Genomic DNA, 16,641 nt, shown 5'->3' with positions numbered 1-16,641 from the left:
TTTAATTCGGCAGTCGCATCCTTGGAGCCATATCGTGCTCCAGGGAGGCCAAGATGGCTGCCATCCAGAAGATTCTCCAGACCCGCCGGCCGCTGCCGACGGTTCGCCATACCGTCGTCGGCGCCCCGCAACGGGCAGCGGCGGAAGGCTTCATCGCCGACATCTTCCGCCGCCACTACGGCGCCGAGGTCAGCAGCTTCGCCCCCAACCTGATGCTGCTCGAGGACGCCGGCCGCATCGCCGCCGCGGCCGGCTGGCGTTGCGCCGGTGAGGAGCGCCTGTTCCTCGAAACCTACCTCGACGAGCCGATCGAGGCCGCCGTCGCCCGCCTCGCCGGCCAGCCGGTGCGGCGCGAAGCCATCGTCGAGGTCGGCAACCTGGCGGCCGACCGAGCCGGCGGCAGTGTCGATGTCATCCTCAACCTGGCCCGCCACCTCGACCGGCTCGGCTACGAATGGGTCGCCTTCACCGCCACCAGCGAGCTGATCGGCATCTTCCGCCGCCTCGGCCTGCCGCCGCTGGCGCTGGCCAGCGCCGACCCGGCCCGCCTCGGCGCCGACGCCGCCGACTGGGGCAGCTACTACGACAGCCGGCCGGTGGTCGTCGCCGGCCGCATCGCGCTGGCCCTGGAAATGGTGAAGCGCCATGGCTGATTTTTCCTGGCAAGCCGAACTCGCCGCCCGCCCGGCCGACTTCCCGCTGCTGCTCGACAGCCAGCGCCGCTGGAACGCCGACGAGATCGTCGCCGAACTGCTCAACCTGCGCGAACGCCTGGCCGGCAGCCGCGTCGTCGGCGTCCTCGCCGACAACAGCCCGGCCTGGATCATCGCCGATCTCGCCTGCCAGGACGCCGGCCGCGTGCATCTGCCGCTGCCCGCCTTCTTCCATGGCGAACAACTGCGCAATGCGCTCGAACAGGCCGGCGCCGACACCGTGCTCACCGACCAGCCGGAACGCATCGGCGCCCTCGACCTCGGCTTCGCGATCACCGGCCGCTGGCAGGGCCTGACCTGGATGCGCCGGGTGGTCGAGCCGGTCGAGCTGCCGCCGGGCACCGCCAAGATCTCCTTCACCTCGGGCAGCACCGGCGCGCCCAAGGGCGTCTGCCTGAGCCGCGACGGCCTGCTCGACACCGCCCGCGCAGTGCACGAGCGCCTCGCCGACCTGCCGCTCGAACGCCATCTGGCCGTCCTGCCGCTGGCCCTGCTGCTGGAAAACGTCGCCGGCGTCTATGCGCCACTGCTGCGCGGCATGCCGGTGCACCTGCCGCCGCTGGCCGAACTCGGCTGGGCCGGCAGGCAAGGCTTCGACCCGGCGACGCTCGACCGCAAGGTCAGGGAAAGCGGCGCCGGCAGCGTCATCCTGGTGCCCGAGCTGCTCAAGGCCTGGTGCGCATTTTTGGCCTTTTCCGGCAGTCGACCGCAAGATTCGCTGCGCTTCGTCGCCGTCGGCGGCGCCCGCGTCGCCCCCGGCCTGCTGGCCGACGCCCGGGCCCTCGGCATTCCCGCCTACCAGGGCTACGGCTTGACCGAAGGCGGCTCGGTGCTGGCGATCAACCGGCCCGGCGACGACGGCGAGGGTGTCGGCCGTCCGCTCGCCCACGCCGAACTGGCCATCGTCGACGGCGAGCTGAGCGTGCGCACCCGCGCCTTCCTCGGCTACACCGGACAAGCCGCGGCCAGCGGCGGCGCCTTCGCCACCGGCGACCTCGCCAGCGTCGACGGCAACGGCCACCTGCACCTGCAGGGCCGGCGCAAGAACCTGCTGATCACCTCGTTCGGCCGCAACGTCTCGCCCGAGTGGGTCGAGGCGGCGCTGCTGGCACAGCCGCAGATCGTCCAGGCAGTCGTCGCCGGCGACGGTCAGCCGGCGCTCAGCGCCATCGTCGTCGGCCTCCCCGGCCTGCCCGAAACGGCGCTGGGCGAAGCGATCGCCCGCGCCAATGCCAGCCTGCCCGAGTACGCGCAGGTCGCCCACTTCATCGCCAGCCCGGCCTTCACCCCGGCCAACGGGCTGGCCACCGGCAACGGCCGGCCACGCCGCCAGGCCGTCATCGATCACCACCATGCCGCCCTGGCGGCCCTTCATTCTGCCAAGGAGTCCCCGATGTCCTTCTACGACACGCTCAAGTTCGAAACCGCAGCTGCCCGCGCCCACCTGCTCAGCGCCCCGATCATCAGCGAATGCCTGCAGGGTCGCGCCAGCCGCGACAGCTACCTGGCCTTCCTGGCCCAGGCCTACCACCACGTGCGCCACACCACGCCGCTGCTGATGACCCTCGGCGGCCGCCTGCCCGAGCGCCTAGCCTGGATGCGCGCCGGCGTCGCCGAGTACATCGAGGAGGAAATCGGCCACGAGGAATGGATCCTCAACGACATCGCCGCCGCCGGCGGCGACGCCGAAGCGGTACGCCACAGCCGCCCCGAGCTGCCGGCCGAACTGATGGTCGCCTACGCCTACGACCTGATCAACCGCGGCAACCCGGCCGGCTTCTTCGGCATGGTCTTCGTCCTCGAAGGCACCAGCGTCGATCTCGCACTGACCGCCGCCGACCGCATCCAGACCGCCCTCGGCCTGCCCGACAGCGCCTTCTCCTACCTGCGCTCGCACGGCACCCTCGACCAGGAACACACGCAGCACCTGGCCAACATCCTCGACCTGATGACGCCAGCCGATCAGGCCGAGGTGCTGCACGCCGCCAAGGTCTTCTTCAAGCTCTACGGCGACATCTTCCACGCCCTGCCGGTCGAGGTCGCGACATGCAGCTGAACGGCGCCCGCATCCTGCTCACCGGCGCCAGCGGCGGCCTCGGCGGCGTGCTCGCCCGCGAACTGGCACAAGCCGGCGCAGCCCTGCTGCTGACCGGCCGCGACCCGGTCGCGCTGGCCCGCATCGACCTGCCGGCCGGCAGCGATTACCGACTGCTCCAGGCCGACCTGACCGACGCCGCCGGCATCGACAGTGCGGTCGCCGCGGCCCGCGCCTTCGGGACGAACATCCTGATCAACAACGCCGGCGTCGCCAGCTTCGGGCTGCTTGCCGAACAGGACTGGAACGACATCGAGCGCATCCTGGCGACCAACCTCGGCGCTCCGATCCGCCTGACCCGGGCGCTGCTGCCCTGGCTGACGCAACAGCCGACGGCAGCGGTGGTCAACATCGGCTCGGCCTTCGGCAGCATTCCCTTCGCCGGCTTCACTGCCTATTCGGCGGCCAAAGCCGGGCTGCGCGGCTTCTCCCAGGCCCTGCGGCGCGAGCTTGCCGACAGTACGGTGCGCGTCATCCATGTCGCGCCGCGCGCCATCGACACGCCGATCAACCCGCCGGCGGTGCGCGCCCTGAATCGTGCGCTGGGCAGCGCCACCGACACGCCGGAGAAGGTCGCCCGGCACATCTTGGGCATGCTCGCCAACGACGTCGCCGAAGGCCACATCGGTTTCCCGGAGCGCTTTTTCGCCTGGCTCAACGGCTGCGCCCCCGGTCTCGTCGACCAGGGCCTGCGCGGCAAGCTCGCCAGGATCAAACAACACGCCGCCAAGGCGTGATCTTCAACAGAACACAGGAGGCATCATGTCCCGTTTGAAATCCCTGCTTTTCGCGCTTGGCCTCGGCTGCGCGACGCTGCTCCACGCCGCCCCCGGCGACGACCTGGTTCGCCCGATCCAGGACCGCTGGGCCGAGATCAAGTACAAGGCCCCGGAAAAACAGCAGGCCGACCTCTACCGCGAGCTCGCCGTCCAGGCCAGCCAGGTCGCCAAGGCCAACCCCAACCTGGCCGCCGCGCTGATCTGGGAGGCCATCGTCGTCTCCAGCGAAGCCGGCGTCCGCGGCGGCCTCGGCGGCCTCTCGCTGGCCAAGGAAGCCAAGGCCCTGCTCGAGGAAAGCCTGAAACTCGACGAAAAGTCGCTCAACGGTTCCGCCTATACCAGCCTGGCCACGCTCTACGCCAAGGTGCCGCGCTGGCCGCTCGGTTTCGGCGACAAGGAGAAGGCCGAAGCGCTGTTCCGGAAGTCGCTGGCCGTCAATCCCGACGGGATTGACCCGAATTTCTTTTACGGCGAGTATCTGATCGACCAGGATCGCGTCGCCGAAGGCCGCCGCTACCTGGAAAAGGCCCTTGCCGCGCCGGCCCGCCCGGGACGCGAACTGGCCGATCAGGGGCGGCGCCAGGAAATCCGGGCGCTGCTCGCGAAAACTGCCGGGGATGCACGCTAATTGAGACTCTTGCTGGTTGAAGACGACACCCTGCTCGGCGACGGCATCCGCGCCGGGCTGACACTGGCGGCCTATGCGGTCGACTGGGTCGAGGACGGAAAAATGGCCTTGCTGGCGCTGGCCGACCACCGCTACGACGCCTGCGTCCTCGACCTCGGCCTGCCCGGCAAGGACGGCCTGACCGTGCTGCGTGAAATGCGCTCGCGCGGCGACCAGACCCCGGTCTTGCTGCTGACCGCGCGCGACACCGCCGAAGACAAGATCGCCGGCCTCGACCACGGCGCCGACGACTACCTGACCAAACCCTTCGACCTCGGCGAACTGCAGGCGCGCATCCGCGCCCTGCTCCGCCGCGCCGGCGGCAAGGCCCAGCCCCTGCTCGAACACCGCGGCGTCAGCCTCGATCCGGCCAGCAAGCGGGTCAGCTACCAGGGCCGCGACGTACCGCTCTCCGGTCGCGAATATGCACTGCTGCATGCCCTGATCAGCCAGCCGACCCACATCCGCAGCCGCAGCCAGCTCGAGGAAAGCCTCTACGCCTGGGGCGACGAAGCCGGCAGCAATACCGTCGAAGTCTACATCCATCACCTGCGCAAGAAATTCGGTGCCGATTTCATCAGGACGGTGCGTGGCCTCGGCTATCAGCTCGCCGACGGCGACGCATGAAGCCGGCGATTACCTCGAGGCGGGTCCATTCGCTGCGCTGGCGGCTGCTGGCGGCGATCGGCGCGATCGTCCTGACGACCTGGCTGCTCACCGGCTGGTTCAGCTACACCAAGGCCCAGCACGAGGCCGAGGAGCTGATGGACGGCAGCCTGGCGCAAACCGCCCGCCTGCTGCTGGCGATCACCCACGACAACGAGGACGACCTGGCCGACATCGTCGCCCGGCTGGAAACCGTGCGCGGCACCGAGGACAACATCTACGAACCACCACTGGAATTCCAGATCGGGCTGGGCGACGGCAGCATCCTCGCGCGCTCGCCCGATGCGCCCGAACTGCCGATCCTCGGCGTCGCCGACTACAGCGACATCATCCGCCACGACGCCGCCTGGCGAGTGCTCAACAGGGTTTCCGAGGATGGCCGCTACCGCGTCCAGGTCGCCCAGGCGATCGGCCTGCGCGACCGTGCCGCACTCGAGGTCGCGGTCCAGACCGTGCTGCCGCTGATCCTCATCGTGCCGGTCCTGATCCTGTTCATCTACCTGTCGATCCGGCGCACGCTGCGGCCGCTCGAACAACTGGCCGACGAGGTCGCCGCGCGCTCGCCGGACAATCTCGCGCCGCTCGCCAGCCGGCGCGTGCCAACCGAAGCGCAACCGCTGCTCAATGCGATCAACCGGCTGTTCCGACGGGTCGAGCGGACGCTCGACAACGAACGCCGGTTCACCGCCGATGCCGCCCATGAACTGCGCACGCCGCTCGCCGCGCTCAAGGTGCAGACCCAGGTGGCGCGGCTGAGCGGCGACTCGCCGGTACGCGAGCACGCGCTGCAGCAGATCGAGGTCGGCGTGGACCGCGCCGGACGACTGGTCGAGCAACTGCTGCGCCTGGCCCGGCTCGATCCGCTGAACCAGCCCCCGCACACCGTCCCGGTCGACCTCGGGCGGCTGGTCAACGAGGCCGTCGCCGCGCTGCCCGAGCGCGACCGCATCGTGCTTCCGGCCACCAGCGCCGTCGTCCTCGGCGACCCCGACCTGCTCCAGATCGCCCTGCGCAACCTGATCGACAACGCACTCCGCTACACGGCGCCAGACCGTACCGTGGAAATCGTCATCGACAGCGGCGTCGACAATTGCGCACTGACCGTGAACGATCACGGCCCAGGCGTTCCGGAAAGCATGCTGGCCCGCCTGGGCGAACGCTTCTTCCGCGGTCAACCGGGAAAAACCGAAGGAAATGGGCTCGGCCTGGCCATCGTTGCGCGCATCGCCGAGCTGCACGCAGCCCGGCTACGGCTGGCCAACCGGCCGCAAGGCGGCCTTTCGGTCAGCCTGCAGAACCTGCGGCCGACGGCCGGCTGAAACGGTAGAAGAGGTTCGGTTCGCTGACCAGGTAGAGATTGCCGCGACTGTCCATGGCCACCCCCTCGGCCTGCGGCACTGCCTGTTGCAGGCCGCTGCGGCCGGCTTGCAGCGACAGGCTGCTGAGGGGCTTGCCGGCAGTGTCGAACTCGACCAGCAGGCGCGACTGATCGGAGAGGGCAAGGAGGTGGCCGCTGGCTGCGTCGAAATGCAGGCTGGACAGGTCCTTGCCGGGCAGGGCCGCGTCGCGCGCCCGGTCTTCGGCGATCTCGATCGCCGCTGCCTGCGGGAAGCCGCGCACCTCGAAAATACGCTGCGGATCACGCTCCTTGGCAACGAACAGGCGATCGCCGGCGCGGTCGTAGGCCAGTCCCTCGAAACCCTTGTTGCCGTTGCGCCCGATACCGATCATCAATTGCCTGGCGGCAGCGGCATCGACAACACGCGTGGCCGGATCGAGGCGGATTTCGACGAGCGCCTGGCGCCGCTCGTCGGTGACCACGTAGCGGCCGGGGCCGACGTACTCGATCGCTTCCGGATCGCCGAGGCCGCTCACCGGAATGCGCCGCAGCACCTCGCCGGACAACGACAGCTCGAGGATCTCGGGACGCGCATTGGTGATCGCGAACAGCGTGCCGCGATCGGGATCGTAGGTCAGCCCGGAGACATCGTCGGCGATCCCGGCCAACGGCAGGGCCTCGATCTCGACCCGGTAATCGGGCAGCCAGACGGCCCGTTCGCGCTCACCGGCATCGGCTGCAAATTGAGCCCAGGCCAGCGCCAGCCTCGGCTGGGCGACGACCAGGACGAAACCAGTCGCCACCAGCAGCAGGACGGCGAGCAACCAGCGCATGCCCGGCAGGCGGACACGCTGACGGCGAACCAGGAAGGCGGCAAGCGCCGGCAAGGCTGAGGAGCTGGCTTGGGACATGGGGCAAAATCCGGACAATTGACGATGCAGCCATGCTAGCCCGCCAATCGTGAACGCTTCGTGACGCTACAATTCACGAAACGTTTAACCGGGTCGCCGCAAGATAGCCGTCATGAAAGCCCTCCCCTTCCTGTTCATCCTGCTGCTGGCGCTGCCTCCGCTCGCCCGCGGCGAGGAGCAATACGCGATCCGGCGCGCGGTCGAGGCCGGCCAGCTCAAGCCGCTCAACGAAATCCTGACACGCATCCAGTCCAGCCATCCGGGCAAGGTCCTCGATGTCGACCTCGAGCGCGACATCAACGGCAACCGGATCTACGAGATCACCATCCTCAAGAACGATGGCCAGCGCGCCAAGCTGCTCGTCGACGCGGTCAGCGGCAGCGAGTTGCGCCACGCCAGCACGGCAGCCAACCCGCGCATCAACATGGCCAAGGCCCTGCGCAACCTGCTCGCCCGCCACCCTGGCAACGTTCTCGAACTCGAGCTCAAGCAGGCTGCCGACCAGCGCATGATCTACGAAGTCCAGGTCATCCTGCTCGACGGACGCCTGCGTGAGTTCGTCATCGATGCCAACAGCGGCGAATTGATCGATGGCAACGGCCACCGTCAGGAAGTCCTGAAAAACCTGAAGCCCCTGCCCGACATTCTCGAGCGCCTGCCGGCCCGTTACCGCGGTGTCATCCACGAGGTCGAACTCGAATACGACCAGTACGGACGCTACTTTTACGAAGTCGAGGTCCGCCTGGCCGACGGCCGGGTTTTCGAACTCGACATCGACGCGATCAGCGGCAAGGTCCTCAACGGCGAAGAGGTCGAACGATGAAGGTGCTGGTCGTCGAGGACGACCGCGAACTGGCCGGGAAGATCGCCAGCGCGCTCGCCGCCGACGGGATGATCGTCGACCTCGTCCATGATGGTGAAGAAGCCGCTTTCGTCGGCTGCACCGAGGACTACGACGCGGCCGTGCTCGACCTCGGCCTGCCCGGCATGGATGGCGTCGCGGTACTGCGCCACTGGCGCGAACACCAGCGCCCGATGCCGGTCCTGGTACTCACCGCACGCGGCCGCTGGAGCGACAAGCTGGCGAGTTTCGATGCCGGCGCCGACGATTACCTGACCAAACCCTTCCTCCACGAGGAAGTGGCGCTGCGCCTGCGCGTACTGAAGCGGCGGGCGCTCGGCCACAGCTCGCCGCTGCTGGCCGCCGGCCCCCTCAGTTACGACGCCAACGCCGACCGCTTCACGCTGCACGGCGAAGCACTCACCCTGACCGCCCAGGAACAGCGCATCCTCGCCTACCTGATCCAGCGCAAGGACTGCGTCGTCAGCCGCAGCGAGCTCTCGGAACATGTCTATGCCCGCGATCTCGACCCCGACTCGAACACCCTCGACGTACTGATCGGCCGTATCCGCCGCAAGCTCGGCGTGCCGCTGATCCAGACCGAGCGCGGCCGCGGTTTCCGGCTGACCGGGTCCGTCGATGCTGATTAAAGGCAGCCGGCGCTTCGGCCTGGCCAGCCGGCTGGTCGCGCTCGGCGCCCTGGCCGCGCTGCTGGTTGCCACGATCGGCGGCTGGGCCCTGCGCCAGAGCGTGCAAACGACGCTGCTCAAGCATTTCGAACAGCGCCTGGAAGAACGGAGCGAGCGGCTGCTCGCCGGCATCTTCGTGCTCGCCGGCGACGACGGCATGCGCTGGCAGGGGCGCAGCAACGACGAGTTCGCCCGCATCTTCTCGGGCTGGTACTGGCAACTGGAAAATGCCGGTCAGACCCAGACCTCGCGCTCGCTCTGGGATAGCCGGCTGGACACGGCACAGGCCCATCCGGTGCCGGGCAACCCGCAGCTGCTGCAGCTGGTGGGGCCGCAGGCGCAGCGATTGATGGGCCTCATGCGCGACATCGAGGTCGAGGGCCAGTCAGCCCGCCTGCATGTTTTCGGGCCGGCCGACGAGATCGCCAGCGAACTCGACCGGCTCGACCGCATCCTGTTGTTCACCCAGCTCGGCCTGATCGTCTCGCTGCTGGTCACCAGCATCCTCCAGGTACGCCTCGGCCTGGTACCGCTGCACCGACTGCGCGACCGGCTGGCGGCCGTGCGTACCGGCAGCGCCGCCAGCGTCGGCAACGATTACGGCCCGGAACTGGCACCGGTGGCCCAGGAGCTCGACCTGGTGCTGGCCCGCAATGCCCGCATCGTCGACCGCGCCCGCGGCCATGCCGCCGACCTCAGCCATGCGTTGAAGAAGCCGCTGTCGCTGCTGGCGGCCGACGGGGAACTGCAGCAGAACCCGTTGCTGCGCCAGCAGGTCGGCGCCATGACTCAGCTGATCGACCGCCACCTGGCCCGCGCCGGCAGCGGGGCCGGCAGCGTCCGCCAGGTCGCCGTCGGCGACTGCATCGACGGCCTGATCGGCCTGATGCAGCGCCTGCACCGCGAGCGCGGCCTGAGCTGGCAGCTCGACGTCGACCGCGAACTGCACTGGCGCGGCGAACAGACCGATTTCGAGGAAATGCTCGGCAACCTGCTTGACAACGCCGGCAAATGGGCAAGATCGCGCGTCGTCGTCAGCGCCCGTCGACAGCACGACGAGGTCGTCATCGAGATCGGCGACGACGGCCCCGGACTGTCGGCCGGGCAGATCCGCGAGACCGGCGTGCGCGGCAAGCGCTTCGACGAGAATGTCGAAGGCAGCGGCCTCGGCCTGGCAATCACGGCCGACATCGCCGAAACCTACGGCGGCGAACTGAGCCTCGACCGTTCGCCGCTGGGCGGCCTGCAGGCCAGTCTGCGACTGCCGGGTTAGCCCTTGTTTTAAGCTTCGTTTAAGCTTCGTTTAATAACCGCTGGTCAGACTCTGCGGAATCTGCCTCACACAATCCGCCATGACAGCCAAGCTCGCCTCCCCCCTCTCCCGTCTCTGGCAACGCCTCGACCTGTTCGGTCCCTACGCCGGCATCGCCATGCTCTTCCTGGTCGGCCTGCCGCTGCTGACGCTGTCGCGCGCGGCGCTGATGCTGTGGCAGTCGGAACGGGTCGCCGCCACCGGCATCTGGAGCACGATGCTGCTGCAGGGCGTGCGCGTGGACGTGATCCAGCTTTCCCTGCTCGCCCTGCCGCTGCTGCTGCTTGCCCCGCTGCTCGCCGGCAAGCGTCTGTGGCCGGCCTGGCGCAAGCTGAACATTGCCTGGATGACGCTGGCGATCGCTGCCCTGGCGCTGCTCGAGATCGCCTCGCCGGCCTTCATCAACGAATACGACAGCCGGCCGAACCGACTCTTCGTCGAATACCTGAAGTATCCGCACGAAGTCGTCGCCATGCTGTGGAGCGGCTTCCGCCTGCATCTGGTCGGCGGCCTGCTGGTCACCGGCCTCTGCGGCTGGGGCGCCTGGCGCACGATGCGCGCCTGGCAGCGGGCCGAGGCCCCCTGGTCCGGCTGGAAACTCTGGCTCACCTGGCCGATCCTGCTCCTGATCTGTGCGCTGGCCATCCGCTCCAGCCTGCAGCACCGGCCGGCCAATCCGGCCACCTTCGCGCTGACCGCCGACCCGATGGTCAACACGCTGATCCTCAACTCGGCCTGGTCGGTGACGCACGCGATCTACGGCATGCAACACGAGGCCAATTCGAGCGAGATCTACGGCAAGATGGAAAGCGCCGACATCCTCGCCGAGTTCCGCAACGCCCGCGCCCGCTTCGGCAACCCGCACCCGCTGGTCAATGACCCGGAAATCCCGACGCTGGTCGACCAGCAGGCGACGGTACGCCGTGACCAGCCGCTGAATCTGGTGATCATCCTCGAGGAAAGCCTGGGCGCGACCTTCGTCGAGTCGCTCGGCGGCGTACCGGTGACGCCCAACCTGGAGAAGCTGAAGGAAGAAGGCTGGTGGTTCGAGCAGCTCTACGCCACCGGCACCCGTTCGATCCGCGGCATCGAGGCGGTCACCACCGGCTTCCTGCCGACGCCGGCGCAGGCCGTGGTCAAGCTGTCGCTGGCCCAGCGCAACTTCTCGACGCTAGCGTCCATCCTTGGCCAGCATGGCTACGAGTCGGAGTTCATCTACGGCGGCGAGGCACATTTCGACAACATGCGCGGCTTCTTCACCGGCAACGGCTTCACCCACATCACCGAGCAGAAGGACTACAAGAATCCGAAGTTCGTCGCCGGCTGGGGGGTCTCCGACGAAGACCTGTTCGACAAGACGCACGAACGCCTGAGCGCCAAGCACGCCGAAGGCCAGCCCAGCTTCACGCTGGTGTTCACCTCGACCAACCATTCGCCCTTCGACTTCCCCGACGGCCGCATCGAGCTTTACGAGCAACCGAAAGCGACCGACAACAACGCCGTCAAATACACCGACCACGCGCTCGGCGAATTCATGGCCAAGGCCAAGGCCAGCCCCTACTGGCAGGACACGCTGTTCGTCGTCGTTGCCGACCACGACATCCGCGTGCGTGGCGACAGCATGGTGCCGGTCGAGCGCTTCCACATCCCCGGCCTGATCCTCGGCGCCGACCTCAAGCCGAAGCGGGTCAAGACCGTCGCCAGCCAGATCGACCTGGCGCCGACGCTGCTCTCGCTGATGGGCGTTGATGCCAAACACCCGATGCCCGGCCGCGACCTGACCCGCGAAGCCGACGACCTGCCCGGCCGGGCGATGATGCAGTACGAACAGAACTACGGCTGGATGGAAGGCAACCGCATGGTCGTCCTGCGCCCGGAAAAAGAACCGGCTTTCGCCCACTACGACCGCGCCAGGAAGCACCTGAGCGCCGCCGAGGCGCCACCCGCCGACGGCGAGGCCCTGGCCCGGCGCGCCCTGGCGCACGCCCTGCTGCCGGCCTGGCTGTACCGCGAGCAGCGCTACCGGCTGCCCGAGGAATAATCGAGCCGGGTCAGGCTGCCGTATGCAGGCGCCGGCCGATTCAGCGCCGCCGCCTGGGTTTCGCCAGCCGCGGCGGCAAGCAGCGCGCGGATCACGCCGGCGTGGGTGACCAGCAGATGCGCCCCGGCCGGCAATTCGTCGACGAAAGCGAGCACGCGCTGCTGCAACTGTCGCGGCGACTCGCCGCCGGGCGGCGCGTAGCCGTCGATGTCGGCGGCCCAGGCGTCGAGTTCGGCACGCGCGATGGCATCCCACGGTCGACCTTCCCAGGCGCCGAAATCCAGTTCCATCAGCCGCGCATCGAGCCGCGGCGCCGGCTGCAGGGCTTCGGCCAGCGTCCGGCAGCGCTGCAGCGGGCTGCTCCAGAGCGGCAAGCCCGGCGGCAGTTCGCGGCGCAGGCGCTCAACGATAGGCGCCGGGTTTTCGGCCGCGACATCGAGTTGACCGTAACAGACGCCCGGCGCGATCAACGGTCGCGGATGGCGCACCAGGTACAGCGTCAGCGCGGCCATTGCGCGAGCAGCCCGAGGTAGAAGGCGATTTCGGCGAGCTGCTGGGTGGCGCCCAGGCAGTCGCCGGTGTAACCGCCCAGCCAGCGGCGGAACCTGGCCGCCAGCCAGGCCGTCGCCAGCAGCGCCAGCAGCAGCCCGGCCGCCGCTTGCGACCAGGGCAGCCAGAGCAAGGGCGCCAGCGCCAGCGCCAGGGCGAACAGCAGCGGACCCGGCGCCAGCCGGCTGGCCAACGGTTTCGCCTTGGCCTGCGCGTCGTCGCGCGCATAGTCCATGGTCGCCAGCAACAGTGTCGCGCAGCCACGCGACCAGGCATGCCCGGCGAGCAGCGCCGCCGGCACCAGTGCCGGATCGAGCGCCGCGAGCAGCACGAACTTGCCGGTCAGCCCCAGCCACAACGCGACGACGCCGTAACTGCCGACCCGCGAATCCTTCATGATCGCCAGGATGCGCGACTTGTCCCAGCCACCGCCGAGGCCGTCGGCGGTGTCGGACAGGCCGTCCTCGTGGAAGGCGCCGGTGGCGTACAGCGTCGCCGCCATCGCCAGCAGCACGGCGACCGGCTGCGGCCAGAGCTGCAGCGCGGCGAGGTAGACCAGCGCGGCGATGCTGCCGACAACCAGGCCGACCGCCGGAAACCAGCGCGCCGAATGCTGCAGCGCCTCGGCCGAATGGCCGACCCAGGCCGGCACCGGCAGCCGCGTGAAGAAACGTACGGCGCCGAGGAAATACTCGAGCTCGCGGCGCAGCATGGCTAGCCGGCGACGCCGGCCGACTCGAAGCTGGCCATCTCGTTGAGGAAGGCCACCGCCGCCTTGACCAGCGGAAAGGCCAGCGCGGCGCCGGTGCCCTCGCCCAGGCGCAGGCCGAGGTCGAGCAGCGGCTCGGCGCGCAGCGCCTGCAACTGGGCACGGTGACCGGGTTCGGCCGAGCGGTGGCAGAAGACGCAGTAGTCGACCAATGCCGGTTCGAGGCGCGCGGCGACCAGCGCCGCCGCACCGACGATGAAGCCGTCGATGAGCAGCACCATCTTCGCTTCGGCCGCCGCCAGCATGGCGCCGGCCATCATCGCGATCTCGAAGCCGCCGAACTCGGCAAGCACGGCCAGCGGCGCCGCATCGCCACCAGCGGCCTGCCAGCGCCCGGCGGCCTGCGCCAGCAAGGCCTGCTTGCGGGCCAGGCCGGCATCGTCAAGGCCGGTGCCGCGGCCGACGCAGTCGGCCAGCGCGACGCCGGTCAGTGCATGGGTGATCAGCGAGGCGGCGGCGGTATTGCCGATCCCCATTTCGCCGAAGCCGACCACCCGGCAACCTTGTGCCGCCAGCTGGCGCACGATCGCCGCGCCGCGCCCGACCGCTTCCGCGCACTGGGCTGCGCTCATCGCCGGCTGGTCGAGGTAGCTGGCGGTGCCATGGGCGATTTTTGCGTCGATCAGGCCGTCGACCGTGACAAAGTCGTGGGCGACACCGGCGTCGACGACCGACAGCGCGATTCCGCTGGCGCGGCAGAAGACATTGATCGCCGCACCGCCATTGAGGAAATTGCCGACCATCTGCCAGGTCACTTCCTGCGGCGACGCCGAAACGCCGGCCTTGGCCGCGCCGTGGTCACCGGCGAAGACCAGCATCTGCGGCCGGTCGAGCGACGGCGACAGCGTCTGCTGGATCAGGCCGATCTGCACCGCCAGCGTTTCCAGCTGGCCGAGCGCGCCGGGCGGCTTGGTCTTGCGGTCGACCTTGTGCTTGAGCGAATTTTCGATACCCCGGTCGGGGGCGGTGATTGCGAACGAATGCATCCGATTCTCCAAAAGCGAAAGGGCCTCGCGACGGCGTTTGGCCAACGCGGTCGCGAAGCCCTTGTCCATAGGCTTCAAAATGAAGATGTCCGACAGGTCTTCTGGCTTCCGGATCGTCCCCCTGACCGCGCCTTCCCGGAGCGTCTGTTTCCGCTCGTAGTGGCTTGTTGCGGTGGGGTCCCCGGTTACAGCGGCGGGCCCGCCCCGGAATTGAGTTGTCTCGCACCGGGTTCCGTGATGTCGAACGCGGCGATTATACAATGGCGACCATGAACCAACTGATCCTCGGCGGCGCCCGTTCGGGCAAGAGCCGCCACGCCGAGCAAATCGCCGCCGCCAGCGGCCAGCGGGTCGTCTACGTCGCCACCGCCGAATCGCGCGACGGCGAGATGGCGCGTCGCATCGCCCACCACCGCGAACGCCGCCCGGCCGACTGGGGCTGCGTCGAGGAGCCGCTGCACCTGGCCGCGCGCCTGCGCGAACTGGCGGCGCCCGACACCTGCATCCTGGTCGACTGCCTGACGCTGTGGCTGTCCAACCTGCTCTTCGCCGGCCGCGCCGCCGCCCAGGCCGACGCCGGTGAGGCCGTCGACTGCCCGCTGTTCGCCGGCCAGACGGCGGCACTGATCGACACGCTGCCGCAACTGCCCGGGCAGATCATCCTGGTCTCCAACGAGGTCGGCTGGGGCATCGTGCCGATGCACCCGGTCTCGCGCCTGTTCGCCGACGAACAGGGCCGGCTCAACCAGCACGTCGCCGCAGTCTGCGATCAGGTGACGCTGGTCGCCGCCGGCCTGCCGCTGACGCTCAAGGCAGCGCCAGCCAGGGCCTGAGCTTTTCCCAGTCGAACGCCGCCTCGACCGAATCGGCCAGGCGGTCGAGATCGGCTTCGCGGCGGGCGGCGAAATCGACGCTGTCGACCTCGCCGGCACCGGCCCAGCGCAACAATGCGGCCAGGGCCTCGGGATGGTCGAAAACGCCGTGGCAGTAGGTGCCGAGCACTTGGTCGTCAGCCGAGATGGCGCCGTCGGCACGGCCATCGGCCAGCTGCACGGCGGCCCGTGTCAAGCCATCGCCCTGGGTGACGCCGAGGTGAATTTCGTAGCCGGTCATCGCCGGTTGTCCTTCGAGATGCAGATGACCGCTGACATTGCGCAACTGCTTTTCGCTTTCCAGCGTCGTGTCCACCGCCAGGAAACCGAGGCCCGCCGTCGTTCCCGGCTGTCCTTCGAGACCGAGCGGGTCGGCAATGCTGCGCCCGAGCATCTGGTAGCCGCCGCACAGGCCGATCACCTTGCCGCCGTAGCGCAAGTGGCGGGCGATGGCCTGATCGTGGCCGTGGGCGCGCAACCAGTCGAGGTCGGCACGCACTGCCTTGGAACCGGGCAGGACGATCAGGTCGGCCGGCGGCAAGGCTTCGCCCGGCGCGATCCAGCGGAAATCGACCTGCGGATGCAGGCGCAGCGGATCGAGATCGTTATGGTTGGAAGTACGCGGGTAGGCCGGCGCGACAACGCGGATTTTTGCCGTTTTCTTGCCGTCGACCGTGGACGTCGCGATCGCGTCCTCGGCGTCGAGCATCAGCCCGTGCAGGTAGGGCAGCACGCCGAGCACCGGCTTGCCGGTGCGCTGTTCGAGCCAGTCGAGACCGGGCTCGAGCAGTGCGATGTCGCCGCGAAAACGATTGATGACGAAACCGACGACGCGCGCCTGCTCGGACGCCGACAGCAGCTCCAGCGTGCCGACCAGGTGGGCGAAGACGCCGCCGCGGTCGATGTCGGCAACGATGATCACCGGGCAATCGACCGCCTCGGCAAAGCCCATGTTGGCGATGTCGCGGTCGCGCAGGTTGATCTCGGCCGGCGAGCCGGCGCCCTCGACGAGAACGCAATCGTACTGCGCGGTCAGCCGCGCCCAGGATTCGAGCACCGCGCCCATCGCCCGCGGTTTGTAGTCGTGGTACGCCTTGGCATCGAGGTCGGTGGCGACCTTGCCGTGGATGATCACCTGCGCCTTGCGGTCGGTGGTCGGCTTCAACAGCACCGGGTTGAAATCGGTATGCGCTTCGAGACCGCAGGCCAGCGCCTGCAGCGCCTGCGCCCGGCCGATCTCGCCGCCGTCGACGGTGACCGCCGAATTGAGCGCCATGTTCTGCGGCTTGAACGGCGCCACACGCACCCCGCGACGCTTGAGAATCCGGCACAGCGCCGCGACCAGCGTCGATTTGCCGGCGTCGGAGGTCGTTCCCTGCACCATCAGCGCGTTGCCTATCATCGTCCCGGCC

General features: G+C 68.8%; 16 protein-coding genes and 1 riboswitch. Of the genes, 11 read left to right on the top strand and 5 right to left on the bottom strand.

Annotation, left to right across the window (positions count from 1 at the left end; genetic code table 11):
* Positions 1-53: 53 nt before the first annotated feature.
* From DFR40_RS07895 to DFR40_RS07870, 6 genes are read left to right on the top strand one after another with little or no spacing between them, the layout of a single operon-like run.
* On the top strand, positions 54-653 hold the full coding sequence (locus DFR40_RS07895) for a thermostable hemolysin (RefSeq protein WP_121457953.1): 600 nt from the start codon (positions 54-56) through the stop codon (positions 651-653).
* Entirely contained in the window at positions 646-2,769 is a 2,124-nt protein-coding gene (locus DFR40_RS07890; protein WP_121457952.1) for an AMP-binding protein, read from the top strand. Before DFR40_RS07895 ends, DFR40_RS07890 begins: the two co-directional genes overlap by 8 nt.
* Complete coding sequence (locus tag DFR40_RS07885; RefSeq protein ID WP_121457951.1) at positions 2,760-3,545, top strand: SDR family oxidoreductase; 786 nt, start codon at positions 2,760-2,762, stop codon at positions 3,543-3,545. The genes DFR40_RS07890 and DFR40_RS07885 overlap by 10 nt, the downstream gene beginning before the upstream one ends.
* Before the next feature lie 25 nt (positions 3,546-3,570).
* A complete protein-coding gene (locus DFR40_RS07880) occupies positions 3,571-4,215 on the top strand; it encodes a TRAP transporter TatT component family protein (protein ID WP_121457950.1) in 645 nt (214 codons plus the stop codon).
* Positions 4,216-4,881, top strand: coding sequence for a response regulator transcription factor (locus tag DFR40_RS07875; protein WP_121457949.1), 666 nt, complete (start codon positions 4,216-4,218; stop codon positions 4,879-4,881).
* A complete protein-coding gene (locus DFR40_RS07870) occupies positions 4,878-6,239 on the top strand; it encodes an ATP-binding protein (RefSeq protein WP_211329761.1) in 1,362 nt (453 codons plus the stop codon). The genes DFR40_RS07875 and DFR40_RS07870 overlap by 4 nt, the downstream gene beginning before the upstream one ends.
* Here DFR40_RS07870 and DFR40_RS07865 read toward each other — a convergent pair.
* Positions 6,205-7,170, bottom strand: coding sequence for an SdiA-regulated domain-containing protein (locus DFR40_RS07865; protein ID WP_211329760.1), 966 nt, complete (start codon positions 7,168-7,170; stop codon positions 6,205-6,207). The genes DFR40_RS07870 and DFR40_RS07865 overlap by 35 nt on opposite strands.
* Positions 7,171-7,282: 112 nt before the next feature.
* On the opposite strand from DFR40_RS07865, the gene DFR40_RS07860 reads away from it, so the two are divergent.
* The 4 genes from DFR40_RS07860 (at position 7,283) to DFR40_RS07845 (ending at position 12,053) form a co-directional block, all read left to right on the top strand.
* Entirely contained in the window at positions 7,283-7,993 is a 711-nt protein-coding gene (locus tag DFR40_RS07860; protein ID WP_121457948.1) for a PepSY domain-containing protein, read from the top strand.
* A complete protein-coding gene (locus tag DFR40_RS07855) occupies positions 7,990-8,661 on the top strand; it encodes a response regulator transcription factor (protein ID WP_121457947.1) in 672 nt (223 codons plus the stop codon). Before DFR40_RS07860 ends, DFR40_RS07855 begins: the two co-directional genes overlap by 4 nt.
* Entirely contained in the window at positions 8,651-9,973 is a 1,323-nt protein-coding gene (locus tag DFR40_RS07850) for a sensor histidine kinase (protein ID WP_121457946.1), read from the top strand. Before DFR40_RS07855 ends, DFR40_RS07850 begins: the two co-directional genes overlap by 11 nt.
* A 79-nt stretch (positions 9,974-10,052) precedes the next feature.
* Entirely contained in the window at positions 10,053-12,053 is a 2,001-nt protein-coding gene (locus tag DFR40_RS07845; protein WP_121457945.1) for an LTA synthase family protein, read from the top strand.
* On the opposite strand, the gene cobC is transcribed toward DFR40_RS07845, so the two are convergent.
* Genes cobC through cobT form a run of 3 tightly spaced genes read right to left on the bottom strand, consistent with a single transcriptional unit; the run spans position 12,032 to position 14,357 of the window.
* Complete coding sequence (gene cobC / locus DFR40_RS07840) at positions 12,032-12,565, bottom strand: alpha-ribazole phosphatase family protein (protein WP_211329759.1); 534 nt, start codon at positions 12,563-12,565, stop codon at positions 12,032-12,034. The two genes, DFR40_RS07845 and cobC, sit on opposite strands and share 22 nt — an antisense overlap.
* Entirely contained in the window at positions 12,553-13,314 is a 762-nt protein-coding gene (locus DFR40_RS07835) for an adenosylcobinamide-GDP ribazoletransferase (RefSeq protein ID WP_121457944.1), read from the bottom strand. The genes cobC and DFR40_RS07835 overlap by 13 nt, the downstream gene beginning before the upstream one ends.
* A gap of 2 nt (positions 13,315-13,316) precedes the next feature.
* Positions 13,317-14,357: a nicotinate-nucleotide--dimethylbenzimidazole phosphoribosyltransferase gene (gene cobT / locus DFR40_RS07830; protein WP_121458236.1), complete on the bottom strand. Its 1,041-nt coding sequence runs from the start codon at positions 14,355-14,357 to the stop codon at positions 13,317-13,319.
* A 74-nt stretch (positions 14,358-14,431) separates the two neighbouring features.
* Positions 14,432-14,617, bottom strand: a riboswitch (cobalamin riboswitch).
* Here cobT and cobU point away from each other — a divergent pair.
* Entirely contained in the window at positions 14,618-15,190 is a 573-nt protein-coding gene (cobU, locus tag DFR40_RS07825; protein WP_211329758.1) for a bifunctional adenosylcobinamide kinase/adenosylcobinamide-phosphate guanylyltransferase, read from the top strand.
* On the opposite strand, the gene DFR40_RS07820 is transcribed toward cobU, so the two are convergent.
* Positions 15,165-16,613, bottom strand: coding sequence for a cobyric acid synthase (locus tag DFR40_RS07820; RefSeq protein ID WP_121458234.1), 1,449 nt, complete (start codon positions 16,611-16,613; stop codon positions 15,165-15,167). The two genes, cobU and DFR40_RS07820, sit on opposite strands and share 26 nt — an antisense overlap.
* Between the last annotated feature and the right edge of the window lie 28 nt (positions 16,614-16,641).

Origin of the sequence: Azonexus fungiphilus (assembly GCF_003634965.1) — a bacterium.
Classification (GTDB): Bacteria; Pseudomonadota; Gammaproteobacteria; order Burkholderiales; family Rhodocyclaceae; genus Azonexus; species Azonexus fungiphilus.
The sequence above is the reverse complement of the archived record's forward strand: the minus strand, read 5'-3'. Positions and strand labels throughout refer to the sequence as shown.